The organism is Streptomyces sp. B21-083 (assembly GCF_036898825.1).
Classification (GTDB): Bacteria; Actinomycetota; Actinomycetes; order Streptomycetales; family Streptomycetaceae; genus Streptomyces.
The window spans coordinates 2,981,374-2,995,945 of sequence record NZ_JARUND010000002.1; the positions used below are offsets into that span (position 1 = coordinate 2,981,374).

Annotated in this window: 10 protein-coding genes; 7 read left to right on the plus strand and 3 right to left on the minus strand. The window is 70.0% G+C overall.

The genetic code is table 11. The annotated features are described in order from the left end of the window. The first annotated feature begins 762 nt into the window (after positions 1–762). From QA861_RS37335 to QA861_RS37360, 6 genes are all read left to right on the plus strand, one after another. Positions 763–1,560 carry an alpha/beta hydrolase gene (locus QA861_RS37335; protein WP_334593189.1) on the plus strand — a complete coding sequence of 266 codons (798 nt, stop codon included), beginning with the start codon at positions 763–765 and terminating at the stop codon, positions 1,558–1,560. A 79-nt stretch (positions 1,561–1,639) separates the two neighbouring features. Then, positions 1,640–2,506 carry an alpha/beta fold hydrolase gene (locus QA861_RS37340; protein WP_334593190.1) on the plus strand — a complete coding sequence of 289 codons (867 nt, stop codon included), beginning with the start codon at positions 1,640–1,642 and terminating at the stop codon, positions 2,504–2,506. A gap of 52 nt (positions 2,507–2,558) precedes the next feature. Beyond that, positions 2,559–3,647: an MBL fold metallo-hydrolase gene (locus QA861_RS37345; RefSeq protein ID WP_334593192.1), complete on the plus strand. Its 1,089-nt coding sequence runs from the start codon at positions 2,559–2,561 to the stop codon at positions 3,645–3,647. Positions 3,648–3,681: 34 nt separating this feature from the next. Then, on the plus strand, positions 3,682–4,683 hold the full coding sequence (locus QA861_RS37350; RefSeq protein ID WP_334593193.1) for an alpha/beta fold hydrolase: 1,002 nt from the start codon (positions 3,682–3,684) through the stop codon (positions 4,681–4,683). A gap of 32 nt (positions 4,684–4,715) precedes the next feature. Next, positions 4,716–5,501: an oxidoreductase gene (locus tag QA861_RS37355; RefSeq protein WP_334593194.1), complete on the plus strand. Its 786-nt coding sequence runs from the start codon at positions 4,716–4,718 to the stop codon at positions 5,499–5,501. 135 nt (positions 5,502–5,636) lie between these two features. Next, on the plus strand, positions 5,637–8,633 hold the full coding sequence (locus tag QA861_RS37360) for an AfsR/SARP family transcriptional regulator (protein WP_334593195.1): 2,997 nt from the start codon (positions 5,637–5,639) through the stop codon (positions 8,631–8,633). 18 nt (positions 8,634–8,651) lie between these two features. Here the strand turns inward: QA861_RS37360 and QA861_RS37365 are convergent, their stop codons facing one another. Then, positions 8,652–11,513, minus strand: coding sequence for an AfsR/SARP family transcriptional regulator (locus tag QA861_RS37365; RefSeq protein WP_334593196.1), 2,862 nt, complete (start codon positions 11,511–11,513; stop codon positions 8,652–8,654). A 277-nt stretch (positions 11,514–11,790) separates the two neighbouring features. On the opposite strand from QA861_RS37365, the gene QA861_RS47290 reads away from it, so the two are divergent. After that, positions 11,791–12,369, plus strand: coding sequence for a helix-turn-helix transcriptional regulator (locus QA861_RS47290; protein WP_443041625.1), 579 nt, complete (start codon positions 11,791–11,793; stop codon positions 12,367–12,369). Between the two features lie 306 nt (positions 12,370–12,675). Here the strand turns inward: QA861_RS47290 and QA861_RS47295 are convergent, their stop codons facing one another. Beyond that, the gene (locus QA861_RS47295; protein ID WP_443041626.1) at positions 12,676–13,782 is read right to left on the minus strand and encodes an eCIS core domain-containing protein; all 1,107 of its coding nucleotides are present in this window, start codon (positions 13,780–13,782) and stop codon (positions 12,676–12,678) included. Positions 13,783–13,949: 167 nt separating this feature from the next. Continuing rightward, positions 13,950–14,441, minus strand: a complete 492-nt coding sequence (locus QA861_RS37380; protein ID WP_334593197.1) for an ATP-binding protein — start codon at positions 14,439–14,441, stop codon at positions 13,950–13,952. Positions 14,442–14,572: the final 131 nt, after the last annotated feature.

The window sequence follows — 14,572 nt, forward strand, 5'->3', positions numbered from 1 at the left end:
CAAGCCCGCCGCACGACCTCCGGGAACCGCTGCCCAGGAATCCACTCCGGGCTGAGCCCGGACCCGCTGATCAGCGGGAACTGCCCGATCGGCTCCCGCTTCCGGCCGTCCGCGCGGTGCTTGCCGGCGCGTGTGCCCTCGCATCGACGGTGACCGTCCGCGTGCGGCGCCGTCGGGCGCGGGCACCGGCGACACGCCGGAGGCTCTTTCCCGGCACTGCTCCGGACCGCGCGCAAAGCCGCCCTGAACGCCCGGGCCGCCCGGGAGCGGCGCCGAGATCGACCAGGGCGCCCGTACCCGCAAAGGGATGCCGCAGAGGCCGCCCGAACTCCTTCGCCACGAAGGCGACTACACCGCCGACGCCTTCCGCCGGCCGCGCACCCCGCCCATCGGCCCGCGCCTTGGGAATCCGACCGTTAACGCACCCGAGGCCCGGGCGACGACGGCAGGTGCGGCTTGTCGGGAGCGTGGTGGGTGTCAGGAGCGCGCTCGCACTGCTGTTGTCCGTGCCGCCCGGGTGCGGTGCGGCGCCAGTCACGGCACCTGTGACGGACGATTCCCGAGGCCGGCTCACAGCCGCTTGACTACGCGTTCGCGTGGGGCGGTGACCAGGCAGCCGCACCTACCGTGAGCTGCGGCGAGGCGCCGGGTTCACACGTCCTCCACGAAGCGCCACAGAGGTTCCCACGACCCAGAACGCCGCGCCGCCCACCGCGTAGTCCCGGCCGCGCGTCCTTTCCAGCCATCCGAGAGGGACCCCGCATGAGCACCTCGGCTCCTGTGCTGTTCATCCACGGTCTGTGGCTCCACGCCACGTCCTGGACACCGTGGATCGAGCTCTTCAACGAGCGCGGATACGACGCCACGGCGCCGGGCTGGCCCGGTGATCCGGACACCGTCCAGGAGGCCCGAGCGCATCCCGAACGCCTCGCCGACCAGGGCATCGACGACGTCGTCGAGCACTACGCGTCGATCATCCGCGGACTCGACGCCAGGCCGATCCTCGTCGGCCATTCCTTCGGCGGCATGATCGCGCAGAAACTGCTCGGCCAGGATCTGGCCGCCGCCGCGGTGGCGATCGACGCCGCGCAGATCAAGGGTGTACTGCCGTTGCCGCTGTCAGCGCTGCGGGCGACCTTGCCGGTGTTCAGGAACCCCGCCAACAGGCACCGGGCGATCTCGCTGACCAGCGAACAGTTCCGCTACTCGTTCGGCAACGCCGTCTCCGAAGAGGAGTCGCGACAGCTCTACGAGCGGTGGACCGTCCCGGCGCCCGGCAAACCCCTCTTCGAGGCCGCCGCCGCCAACTTCAACCCTCACTCGCCGGCGAAGGTCGACACCGGCAACACCTCGCGCGGTCCCTTGCTGCTGATCTCGGGCGGTCAGGACCACACCGTGCCGGAGGCCGTCACACGGGCGACGCTCAAGCAGTACCGCCATTCCGAGGCGATCACCGAGATCCTTCGATTCCCGGACCGGGCGCACTCCCTGACCATCGACAGTGGCTGGCGCGACGTCGCCGACACCGTTCTGACCTGGCTCGCCAAGCAGTCCCTCTGACCACACCGGGACCGCACCGCCATCCCGTGCACCCGCGGCACACCCCTTTCTCTCCGATTTCTCTCCGAGGAGATCCGCCATGTCCGAAATCCCCACCTCCGCGACCCCGAGCCGCAAGCGCGGGCGCAGGATCCCCGTAGCACTGGCGGCCCTCGCCCTGTTGGTCGTGACCGGTTCGCAGGCCGCCACCGCGGCGTCGCCGTCGCCGTCGGCCGAGGAACGTCACGGGGCGAAGCCGACCGTGGTTCTGGTGCACGGCGCGTTCGCCGACTCGTCGAGCTGGAACAAGGTCGTCGCCAGACTCCAGCGCGCGGGGTATCCCGTGATCGCCCCGGCCAACCCGCTGCGCGACCTGACCGGCGACTCCGCCTACGTCTCCAGCGTCGTGTCCACCATCCCGGGACCGGTCGTTCTGGTCGGACACTCCTACGGCGGCGAGGTCATCTCGAACGCGGCGATCGGTCACTCCAACGTCAAGGCCATGGTCTTCGTCGCCGGGTTCGCGCCTGCGCAGGGGGAGTCGGGCCTCGACCTGACCGGCAGGTTCCCGGGCAGTCTGCTGCCGGCGAGTCTGCTCACCCGAGCGTTTCCGCTGCCCGGCGGCGGCACCGGCACGGACGCCTACATCGATGCCCGTAAGTTCCGTACAGCCTTCGCCGCCGACCTGCCCGCCCGGGACACCGAGCTGATGGCCGCCACGCAGCGTCCCGCGAGCCTGGCGGCCCTGGGCGAACCCAGTGGCCCGCCCGCCTGGAAGACGCTGCCCTCGTGGTACCTGGTCGCGGGCGCGGACCAGGCCATACCGGCCGCCGCCCAGCGCTTCATGGCCACCCGCGCGAAGTCGCACACCGTCGAGGTCAAGGGCTCCTCGCACGTGGTCATGCTCTCGCACCCGGATGCCACCACCGACCTGATCGTCGCCGCGGCCCGCTCCACCCGCGACTGAGCATTCCCCGTCCTGTGCCACCTCGGAATCTCTCGCTCCGAAAGGCGATCCCATGACAGTCGAATCCTCGGACGCGGCCACACGTGACCGACGCATGTTCCTCAAACGGATGGCCGTCACGGCAGCGCTACCCACCGCCGCCGCTCTCGGTACGGCGTCACCCGGCATCGCGGCGGCAGCCGAGCCCGACGGCCTTCCCGACTACGCGCCGATCCCCGCGGCGTCGGTCGGCCCGACGCCGAACACGGCCGGCTACTTCGTGGGCCGGATCAAAGGCAATCTGTACTGGGTCACCGACTCGTTCTACCAGGCCATGTTCCTGACCACGCGCGACGGCGTCGTCCTGGTCGACGCACCGCCCACGATCGGGCACAACCTGCTGCGGGCCATCGAAGAGATCACCAGGGCGAACGGCCTGCCGGGGAAGGTGACCCACCTGGTCTACTCCCACTCCCACGCCGACCACATCGGGGCCTCCTCCATCTTCGGCAGGAACGTGGTGCGCATCGGCCACACCGAGACGCGGCGCCTGCTGCGCATCGCCGCCGACCCCAACCGCCCCGCGCCCACGGAGACCTTCGACGACCGCTACGTCCTGCGGGTGGGCGGCGAAGTGCTCGAACTCGCCCACCACGGCCCGAACCACTCACCCGACAACATCTTCGTCTACGCACCCCGCCAGGCCACCCTGATGGTCGTCGACGTGCTCTACCCCGGCTGGGTCCCGTTCAAGGGCCTCGTGGTCTCCCAGGACATCCCCGCCTGGATCAAGGCGCACGACGTGGCCATGGGATACCCGTGGAGGACCCTCGTCGGCGGGCACCTCGGCCGACTGGGGGTCCGCGCCGACGGCGATCTCCAGAAGAGGTACGTCGCCGACCTCGAAGCCGGCACCCGTGCCGCGATGGCCGCCGTGGACCCTACGCCCTTCTTCGAGAAGTACGGGCCCACCGGAAACTCCTGGGCCGTGTTCAAGACGTATCTCGACGCGGTGGCACAGCGGGCAGCGGCTCCTGTCGTGGCCAAGTACACCGGTGTGCTCGCCGCCGTGGACGTCTTCACCCCGGACAACGCCTTCGCGATGCTCGAATCGCTGCGCATCGACGCCGGAGAGCTCGGCCCCTTCAGCACCCGTCCGTGACCCCAGAGTCCGTGACCCCAGAGAAGGAAATCCCTTGAGGAAAGCCCTGCTGTCCACGCTCGCGTCCGCGACCGCCGTCGCCGCTGCCACGGCTCTCACCGTGTTCGTCGGCGCGCCGGCCCCCGCGGCCCCGGTCCTCACCACGGCGAAGGAACACACCGCGCCCACCGGCGAGCGCGTTCCGGCCGGTTTCACCGAACGCAGACTCAAGGTCGGTGGCGTCGACATCAACTTCGTCGAGGGCGGCAGGGGCAAAACCCTTGTCCTGCTCCACGGCTACCCCCAGACCTGGTACGAGTGGCGCGCCCAGTTGCCCGAACTGGCCAAGCACTACCGGGTCATCGCGCCGGACCTGCGCGGCGCCGGCGGGAGCGACGCCCCCGCCACCGGCTACGACAAGAAGACCCTCGCCGCCGACATCCACGGACTCCTGACCCGACTGGGCCGCGACAAGGACGTCCGGATCGTCGGCCACGACATCGGCACGATGGTCGCCTACGCCTACGCCGCCGCGCACCCCCGTGACGTGAAGAAGCTCGTCCTGAGCGAAGCGCCCATCCCCGACAAGAGCATCTACGGCTTCCCGTCACTGACTGCCGAAGGGCCGGCCCACTGGAACTTCGGCTTCTTCTCAGTGGAGAACGGCCTGCCGGAACAGACCGTCGACGGCCGCGAGACCCAGTGGGTCGAGGGCTTCACCGACCTGCTGGAGTACAACAAGGCCGGCATCACCCGAGAGGACGCCGCCCTCTACGGCCACTACCTCAAGGACGACGCCCACCTGCGCGCCAGCTTCGACTGGTTCCGCACCCTCCACCAGGACGTGGCCGACAACAAGATCAACGGCAGGACGAAACTCACCATGCCGGTCCTGGCGATCGGAGCCCGGCACAGCCTGGGCAGGGCCGTCCCCGACCAGGTGCGCAAGTACGCCACCCACGTCACCGGAAAGGTGATCGAGAACTCCGGCCACTGGATCTGGGAGGAGCAGCCCACCGAACTCACCGACACCCTCCTCGCCTTCCTCGCCACCTAGGACCTGCCGGGACCACATCACGAGGAGAGCGCATGGATCTGCATCTGTCCGGCAAGGTCGCCGTCGTCACCGGTGCGAGCAAGGGCATCGGACTGGCCGTCACACAGGCGTTGGCGGCCGAGGGTGTGTACGTGGCGGCCGGTGCACGTCACATCAGCCCCGAGCTGGCCGAACTGGCCGCCGGTGACCGGGTCCGCCCGGTCGAAGTCGACCTGACCACGCCTTCCGGCCCGGCCGAACTCATCCGGGCCGCAGTCGCCTTCGGCGGCCTGGACATCCTGGTCAACAACGTGGGCGCGGTCCGCCCGCGTACCGGTGGGTTCCTGTCCGTCACCGACGACGACTGGACCTCCACCCTGGCGATCAACTTCCTCACCGCGGTCCGCGTCACCCGCGAGGCACTGCCCTATCTCCTCGAACGCGGCACCGGCACCATCGTGACGGTCACGTCGGTGAACGCCTCGTTGCCCGACCCGCTGGTCATCGACTACAGCGCTGCCAAAGCCGCCCTGGCCAGCTTCTCCAAATCACTGTCCAAAGAGGTCGGCCCGCGCGGCATCCGAGTCAACACGGTGAGCCCGGGACCGGTCGCCACAGAGCTGTGGCTCGGCCCTGACGGCGTCGCGGCGACACTCGCCCACGCGGGCGACACCGCACAGGAGGCCGTGGTGACGCAGGCCGCCGGGGACTCGGTGACGGGGCGTTTCACACTGCCGGGGGAAGTGGCCGACCTGGTCCTCCTCCTCGCCGGCGACCGGGCCGGAAACGTGACCGGGGCCGACTTCGTCATCGACGGAGGTATGACCAGAAGCCTGTGAGCACGTGTGAGTAATGGCCGACATGCCCTTCCACCCCGGCCAGAGCCGTGACTGCCATGCCCGGTAAGCGTCTCACTCGATACGGTGAGGCACAGTGCGCGTCTGCGTCCGGCAGCCCGCGTGACTGGGGGAGACATGGTTCGAGGAAGCGGCCGACCCGCGCCGGGGCGGGAGGGCGGCGGCTCGGAGACGCCCGTTCCCCCCTTACCGGTCCTACCGGTCCTACCGGCGGAGGACGCGACACCCGAGGTGCGGTTCGCCGTACTGGGTCCGGTACGAGCCTGGCGGGCCGGCACCGAACTGCACACCGGCCCTCCGCGGCAGCAGGCCCTTCTCGCCGTGCTGCTGGCGAGCGCCGGCCTGCCGATGTCACTGCCGGAGTTGCTGAGCCTCTTGTGGGGCGGCAGTGCGCCGGCCACCGCCGCGAACGTCATCCGGCGGCACATCGGCTCGGTGCGCCGGATGATCGAGCCGACCCTGCCCCGTATGGCGCCTGGCCAGTGGCTGCTGGGAGACGGCGGCGGATACCGCATCGACGTCGACGCCCGTTCATCGGACCTCCTTCACTTCCGTGAGCTGTACACGCGGGCCCGTGCGGAGCGTGACACCGGACGCCCCGAGCGGGCTGTCGACAGATACGCCGAGGCCCTGCGGCTGTGGCGAGGGCCCGCAGGGGCCGGGGTCGGCGCCGAGGTTCGCGGGCACCCGCTGTTCACGCATCTCGACAACGAACGTCTGGCGGTCGCCAAGGAAGCGGCGGACCTCACCGTCCGGCTCGGAGACGTCGAGCCGATCCTCGGAGTTCTGCGGGCACTGACCGACCAACACCGGCTGGACGAGCCACTGCACAGCCGTCTGATCGTCGCCCTGTCGATGTCCGGGCGCCAGGCCGAGGCCCTGGGGGTCTTCCACGGCCTGCGCGACCGGCTGCACAGCGAACTCGGAGTCAGGCCTTCGGCCGGTCTGAACCAAGCGCACCAGCAGGTACTGGCAGGGCCGTCGCCCGCGCCCCCGGCAGCCGTCACCACCGAACAGCCCCGTCCGGCAACGGCACCCTCCCCCTTCCCGCGCCCCGCCCAACTACCGGCCGCACCACCCCACTTCGTGGGCCGGGACGCCGAAGTCGAACGCCTGCTGTCCCTTTTCCCTTCCGATTCCTCTTCGGACTTCTCCTCAGATCTCGCCTCTGCCGACGGCGCGGCCCCCGCGTCCCGAGCCTTGATCATCAGCGCGATCGGCGGAATGGCGGGAGTCGGCAAGACCACGCTCGCCCTTCACTTCGCCCACCGGGTCGCCGACCGCTACCCGGACGGACAGTTGTACGTCGACCTCCGCGGCTTCGACCTCAGCGGATCGGCGACAGCCCCGGCGGAGGCCATCCGCGGATTTCTGGAGAACCTCGGTATCCCCCCGCAGCGGATCCCCGACAACCTGGACGCTCAGGCCGCCCTCTACCGAAGCCTGCTGGCCACCCGACGCGTACTGGTCCTGCTCGACAACGCCCGCGACGCGGAACAGGTCCGGCCTCTCCTTCCCGGATCGGCAGGCTCTTTGGTACTCATCACGAGCCGAAACCAGTTGAGCAGCCTCGTCGCAGCCCACGGGGCGCATCCGTTGATGCTGGACGTCATGTCCGCCGAGAGTGCGCGGGAGACTCTCGTACGCCGGCTCGGGTCCGACCGTGTCGACAACGAGCCCGAGGCAGCCGAAACGATCATCTCCCTGTGCGGCCGGCTCCCGCTGGCCCTGTCCGTCATCTCGGCCCGGGTCCTGATGAATCCTCAACTGCCGTTGGACGCGATGGCCACTCAGCTCCAGGAGGCGGACGGGAGCCTGGACGCCTTCCACAGCATGGATCACTTCAGCGACGTACGGGCGGTGTTCGACTGGTCCTACCGCACACTCTCCGACGCGACGGCCCGCCTGTTCCGGTTGTTGTCCCTCCATCCCGGAACCACTTTCGACACTCGCTCCGCCGCCGCGCTCGCCGGGCTCACCCTCCGCGGAACCCGCCCGCTGCTGGACGAACTCGTGCGGGCGCACCTCGTCACCATGGAGGAACACGGCCGTCACCGACTGCACGATCTGCTGCGTGCCTACGGACGCGAGGCGACCGACGTCCATGACGCCCCGTCCGACAGGAGCGCCGCCCAGGAAAGGCTGTTCCAGCTCTACGTGTGGACAGCGCACGCCGCCCTGCGGCAACTGGACCCGGACCGTCTCTTCCCTGTCCCTCCGGGCAGCGGACAGGTCGCGGCCGACACCGAACTCACCACCCCGGAAGCGGCGGTGCGATGGTTCCGGACGGAGCGGCTCACACTGACCGAGCTTGTGCGTCAGGCCGTGCGGGACGACCTCCCCGGCGACGCCTGGCGGCTGGCTCGCCTGCTCGATCCGATGTACGAACGGGTCGGGCACTGGCACGACTGGGCAGACCTCCAGCTCACCGCACTGGGCGCCGCCCAGCAGTCGGGGGACGCGGCCGGCCTGGCACACGCGCAGGCGGGCCTGGGACGGGCCCACTCCCTGCTGCGCCGTTACAGCTCCGGTGAGGAACACCTGCTCAAGGCCCTTGCCCTGTTCGAAGCTCTGGGCGACGACATGGGGAAGGCGCACTGCCTGCGGATGCTCGGCTGGATGATGACCCGTACGGGACGCGACCACCAAGCGATCGACTTCATCCGGCAGGCCCTCGACGTGTACCGAACGGCCGGGCACCTCAGCGCCCAGGCCGAATGCCTCAACGCCCTTGCCTGGTTCCAGGCCTGCCTGGGTGCCCACCACGAATCCGTCGCGAGTGCGGTGCGGTCGCTGCAGCTGTATCGCCGTACGTCCGACACCGGCGGGACGCGGCACGCCAATGTCTGGGACACGCTGGCCTTCGCCCACCATGGCCTCGGCAATCTGGTTCGGGCCCGTCTCTGCTACGAGCGGGCGATCCGCCTGCTGCGGGCAGGCGGGGACCGCTACAACGAGGCGGGCAGTATCAACCGGCTCGGGGACACGCTCGCTCTCGCCGGTGACATCGAGGGTGCTCGTGCCCACTGGCGTGCGGCGGTCGGCATCATCGCCCCGATGGATCCGGACTGGGCGGCGGAGATCCAGCAGAAGCTCACTGCGGAGTCGGAGTGAGCCGGCCTCCCCGACCTGTCATCGGGACAGGCGTCGGCGCACCGTCTCCGCGTCGGGGTGCGCGAGATGATCCAGGATCAGCAGTGCCTGCCGCCAGGAAGTACGGGCCTCGGCGCGGTCGCCCGCCGCGTCCTGACTGTCGCCGATGTGCACGAGGGTGTCGGCTTCGAGATATTTGTCGTGGAGCAGTCGATAGAGCGTCAACGCGTGCCGGTAACAGGCGACGGCCCGCTCGTACGCGCCGAGATGGTGGTGGGCGTAACCGAGACTGTCCGAGGCGGCGGCTTCGCCGTTGACGTCGTCCAGATGACGATGGAGGTCAAGAGCCTGCCGGCACTCCACGAGCGCGTGGACATGGTCGCCGCGCAGGATGTGCGTCCAACCCACCTCGTTGTGAACCTGGGCCAGACCGCTGCGCTGTCCCATGTCCGTGTAGAGGGCGTGAGCGACGGAGTAGTGCGTCAGCGCGGCTTCATGCCGGCCCTCCTTGTTCTCGAAGAAGGCGAGGTAGCGATGGGTTCGGGCCTCGCCGCCCCGGTCCGAGGCCGCGGTGAACAGCTCCAGAGCCGTAGCGAGATGTTCCCTCGCCCGTCCGGTGTCACCGAGTCGGCCGTGGCCGAACCCCAGAGCGCGGTGTGCGTGGGCACGGCCGGAAAGATCGCCGGAATGTTCCGCGGCGTCGAGGGCCGCGGTCTGCAGGGTGAGCTGTTCCTGCCAGCGGCCGTGCCGGTCGAGATGGAGTTCCACCGTGCCGGCCAGCTGCCAGCAGCGGGACGCGGCGTACAGGCGAGCGGGGCCGTGCGAGACAGCGGCCAGGATGACGGGGCTGTGTTCCTCCATCCAGTTCGCCGCCTCTTCACGGTCGGTGAACCGGACAGGCGCCGCCCCGTCGACAGGCGCGGGCAGGATCAGCCGTTCCCGGTGCGGAGCGAGCATGGCACTCGCACGATGCGCACCGTGCAGCAGATGATCCAGCAACCGGTGCAGCGACTCGGCCTGATCCGCCGGGGAGTCGTGGACGCGGAGCAGCTCGCCCGCGTACGCCCGAAGGAGGTCATGGCACACGAAGCGGCCGGGAGAGCGTTCGGTGAGCAGGTGTGCGCCGAGCAGTTCGGACAGGGCCGGCCGTACCCGCGCCTGGGGCAGGCCGAGGAGGCTGGACACGGTCGCGAGGGACATGTCCGGGCCGGGGTGGAGCGACAGGCGGCGGAACACCTGAGCGGCGAGAGGTGTGAGTACCTGGTAGGACCAGGACAGGACCGTCTCGATGTCGGTGGCCGGATCCCCCGTCGACAGGGTCGCCAGCCGGTTGCCCTCCTCTCGCAGTTCCGCGGCGAGGACGCCGAGATCGAGGTGCGGGTTCATCATCGTGCGGGCGCTGACGACGGCCAGCGCGAGCGGAAGGCCGGCGCAGAAGTCGATGATGTCCTGGACCGCCTGAGGCTGCGCGGCCAGCCGCTCGTGGCCCAGGCGGCCGGCCAGGAACGCGTGTGCGTCGGTGTCGTCGAGCACGTCGAGGGCGATCGGGTGCGCACCCTCGGCCACCAGTCCTGAGAGGAAGGTACGGCTGGTGACGATGGCGAGGCTGCCGGCCGCGCCCGGCAGCAGCGGGCGGACCTGTTCGGTGTCCCGGGCGTTGTCCAGGACGACCAGGACCCGCTTTCCGGTCAGGAGGCCGCGGTACAGAGAGGCCTGGGCGTCGACACTCGTCGGCATCTGCTCCGGGGTGACTCCCAAGGCGTCCAGGAACGATCTCAGGATCTGTTCGGGACCGACCGTCGCCCCGCCCGGGTCGAATCCACGCAGGTCGGTGTAGAGCTGTCCGTCGGGGTAACGGTGCGCGACCTCGTGCGCCCAGTGGATGGCCAACGTGGTCTTCCCGACACCGGCCATACCTCCGATGGCGCTGATGACGACGGACTGCGCGGACCTGCCGTCGGCCGGCAGCAGGCGTCGCGCCAAGGCCATCTCCGCCCGCCGGCCTGTGAAAACGCCCAGATCCGGGGGCAGTTGTGCGGGCGGCGCTTGGATGAAGGCGGCCTGCGGCGCACTCGTACCGGCGTCGGAAGGGGCGGACGGGTCACCGGGGGCATCCCCTGTGCGGCGGCGGTTCTCCGAGCGGGTGCGGTGGACGCCCTCGGCCGCGATCGCCAGCTCCGGACCGGGATCGAGCCCGAGCTCCTCGCTCAGCCGCGTCCTGACGTCCTCGTAACACTGACGTGCCTGCCGAGTGTCCCCGGTGCGAAGCAGGACGGTGACGAGTCGTGCGTGCAGCGCTTCGTCCAACGGGTGGGCTGCCGCCGCCCGGCGCAGGAACAGCAGGCAGCGCTCCAGGTGGACGTCCCCGGCGTCGAGGGCGGCGTCGGCTCCCTCTGTCACGGCGTCCCGGTACTCACGGTCGATGCGCGTGAACATGGGGTGCGTGCGCACGGACGCCGTCAGTCCACTGACGACCGGTCCGCGCCACAGGTCGAGCGCGTCCATGAGACGGTCCGCGCCCTCGACGGCGTCCCCGGCCCGTCTGTCCTCCGCGGCACGGACGCGCAGGGTACGGAACTGAGGAAGGTCGAGCTGGTCGCTGCCGAGCCGCAACCGGTAACCGCCCGACCCCCGCGTCAGAAGGGGCACCTGGGGGCTGCCGGGCTGCGGACCGAGCACGTTCCGCAACGCCCCGACATGACGGTGCACCATGTTGGGCGCGCTCTCCGGAGCCGTCTCGCCCCAGAGTACGTCGACGATCTCGGACATGAGCACGGGCCGGTCGGCCTGGGTCAGCAGGACGGCCAGCAGGGCGCGCCGCGTGGGCGGACCGAGGTCGAGCTCTGTGCCGCCCCGCCATGCCTTGAGCGGACCCAGCACCGTCGCACGCACGAGTTCCACTGGTGAGAGGTCCTGACGAAAGGAGTCCAACACGGCGACGGACGACGGTAGTTGACCCGACGGGACTGAAGACAGGGACAGTATCGCTCCCCCGTCTCGCGGAGCGGCACCTTCCGCCGCATGCGGGGCGACGGGCCTCCCCGGGCGTCACCTTTCGGTCACCCATCCGTCACCACACCCTACGTAGCGTGGGCGTCGCACAGCTCAGCAGGGCGCGGGCAGCGCGCTGACCTGTGGGTTCATTCATCCTTACACCTGCGGAAGTGATGGGGACACGATGTTGTCGACGATCATCCACGACCCTCGCCTGCTGCACGAACGGTTCCTGAAGGCATGCCGGAGCACCACCGGCCCCGTCGTGGTGGTCAGCGACGTCACCCTGTTGATGAACAGCCCCGCGGCCGCCCTGATACGCGCCGACGACCGCCCTCTGCTGTGGAAGTGGGCAGGCCAGGAGGTCGCGTCCAGTACGCAGGGGACGGCTGCGCCACGGGCGGTCGCGCTGGCATCCGGAGCCCGGCCGCGGCGCTGCGAGGGCATCTGGACGGGGCCCACTCTGATCGGAGCGATCATCGGGCTCACTGCTCCCGCTTCCGCCCGGCTCCCACGGCCCGTTCTCCGCGCCGAGGGCAGGCGCGGAGAATGGCCCGATCTGACGGAGGCACAGCGCTTGGTGGTCGAACACGTCGCCCACGGCCTGACCAACCGGGAGACGGCCGCCCTGTTGTCCGTCTCGCGCCACACGGTGGACTACCACCTGCGGCACGTCTTCCGGAAGCTGCAGATCCACTCCCGGGTGGAACTCGCCCGTCTGGTGGCAGAGGTGACTGCGGGCACGGCACGTCTGCCGACGTGAGCGTCCATGGGGGGGCGGCGGGCGGACGAGGGGCTCGCGGGGGCGCGGTCATCGCGCGGCCTCATCCGGACGCCGTCAGCCGATGTCCGGGTCGCCGGACTCTTCGTGAAGACTGTCCTTGGCGTGAAGGCACCAGGCCGCCTTCCCAGCTCAACCTCTCCCTACGGAAGAGCCGCACCCCCTTCCCCGAGACATCAAGCGGCGGCACCCGGTCCGGCTGGTACGCCAAGGGCACCCGCTCCGATTCCCCGGGCTGGCTCTGGTCGGCGAGCACGGTGGACGCGGGTCATCGTCTCTTCCCCGCCCTCACGCCGTCAGCGTGCCGTCCGGGGCCTCACTCACGGAGACCTTCTTGGGCTGGCGGTCCAGGGCGTTCGCTACGACAGCCCCAACACCCTTCGGGTCGTTGGTCTGCTCGGGCGGCGCCTCCGAGTACCGCTCGATGGCCTTCGTCAGGTACTTGGGGTTCCAGGACGAAACGGCCCCCCTGACCGATACAGACTCCACGCGGCGCTTGCCGACGCGCGACTTGATGGCAGGCAGGATCTGGTCCGAGTACAGGCCGCCCGGCACCTGGTACAGGCTGGCATGTCCGCCGACCTTGCCGCCGTCCCGCAGGTACACCGTGATGGTGAGGCAGCTGGTCACGCTGGGGTAGGTGATCGTGCCGCCCGGCCCGACCTCGTCCACCTCGCCCTCGGCGATCGACACCTCCGTGACAGTGTTCTCGGTGTCGGGAGCGCGCTGCACCGCATGCTGCCCGGCCGACTGCGCGGTGGGGGCTTCACGCGACTGCTGCTCGGCGCGCTGTACCGCCGGGCCGGACGTGACCCGGGTCGCGTTGGCCTCGGCTTCGCGTTCGAATCGGTCGGAAGGGTCGGAGACCTTCAGGCCCGAGCCGTTGTCGGTGCCCGCCACCGGACCCTGGCGCTGCTGGATGACATGGGTCAGTTCATGGGCCAGCGTGTGCTGGTCGCCGCCCCCGTCACCGATGACGACATGACTGCCCGAGGTGTACGCCCGAGCACCGACCTCCGCCGCCGAGGCCTTCGCCGCGCTGTCGTTGTGGATCCGTACGTCCGAGAAGTCCGCACCCAGCCGCGACTCCATGTCCGTACGGGTCGCGTCATCCAGCGGACTGCCACCCGAACGCAGCACATCGTGCACCGCCGACCGCTGCACCTCGGGCTGCTCCGCTTGCTGATGACCACAGCCCGCGCCATGCTGATGCTTCTCCTGCGCCCAGGAATGGCCGGCCGTGCGGAGCATCTGTACGACGGCCGCGTTGCCGGCGGAGCTCTGCAGGGCGAGACGGGCGGACGACGGCGCCCCGCCCCCGGCCCTGGACTTGCGGGCGGTCGTGGGGCCTTCATTCTTGGCGGCGTTCGCTCTGGCGTCGTCTCGCTCAAGCATGGCGGGGCTCTCTTCCCATGGGAATAACTCCAACTCATCCTACCGACAAGGGGTTTGACCGAAGAGCACACACACTTCGGGCAGCGAGCGGAGCAGCAGGCCCAGAGCCGGCCTTTTCGGCGGCTCGCTCAAGCCGACGCCTGTCCAGTGACCTCGCGACGGACGCCTCACGCGTCCGCATCCTCTCCCCGGCGCCTCACCAGTGACAGCCACCCAGGTACGTCCACCTCGGCCCGGACCGTCTTCCCGGGCGGCGAGTCCCGGTCCATGACCTCCCACCGGTCCGCCACCGCGTCGACGAGGACCAGCCCGCGCCCGGACTCCGCCAGGGGCGGCGCGGCCCGTACGTCCCTCGGTCCCGGCGGACGCGGCCCGCTGCGACTGTCGGTGACCTCGACGCGCACGCTCCCCGTGACGAGTGTGAGCCGCAGCTCGAAGTCCCTCCCGGGGACCCGTCCGTGGGTCACGGCGTTCGCGGCCAGCTCGGCGACGATCACCGCGACGGCCTCGGAGACGTCCGAGCCGTACGGGATGCCCCAGGTGTGCAGCTGACCCACGGCGAGGTGCCGGGCGAGGCGGGCGCCGCGCGGAGTGGCACTCAACCGCTGCCTGAACATACGTACGGTAACCGGGTGTTGAGGGGCCGAAGGTGCGCTCATGGGCCCAATGTGCCGGGCGGGAGGGCCACTTCACCAGGTCGAAGCCGCGTACGCCGGGGCAGCGTACGCGGTCACGGACTGGACAGTACTCGTCACTAGAAGTGACCATGAGGGGATCGGGTGAGTCCGGC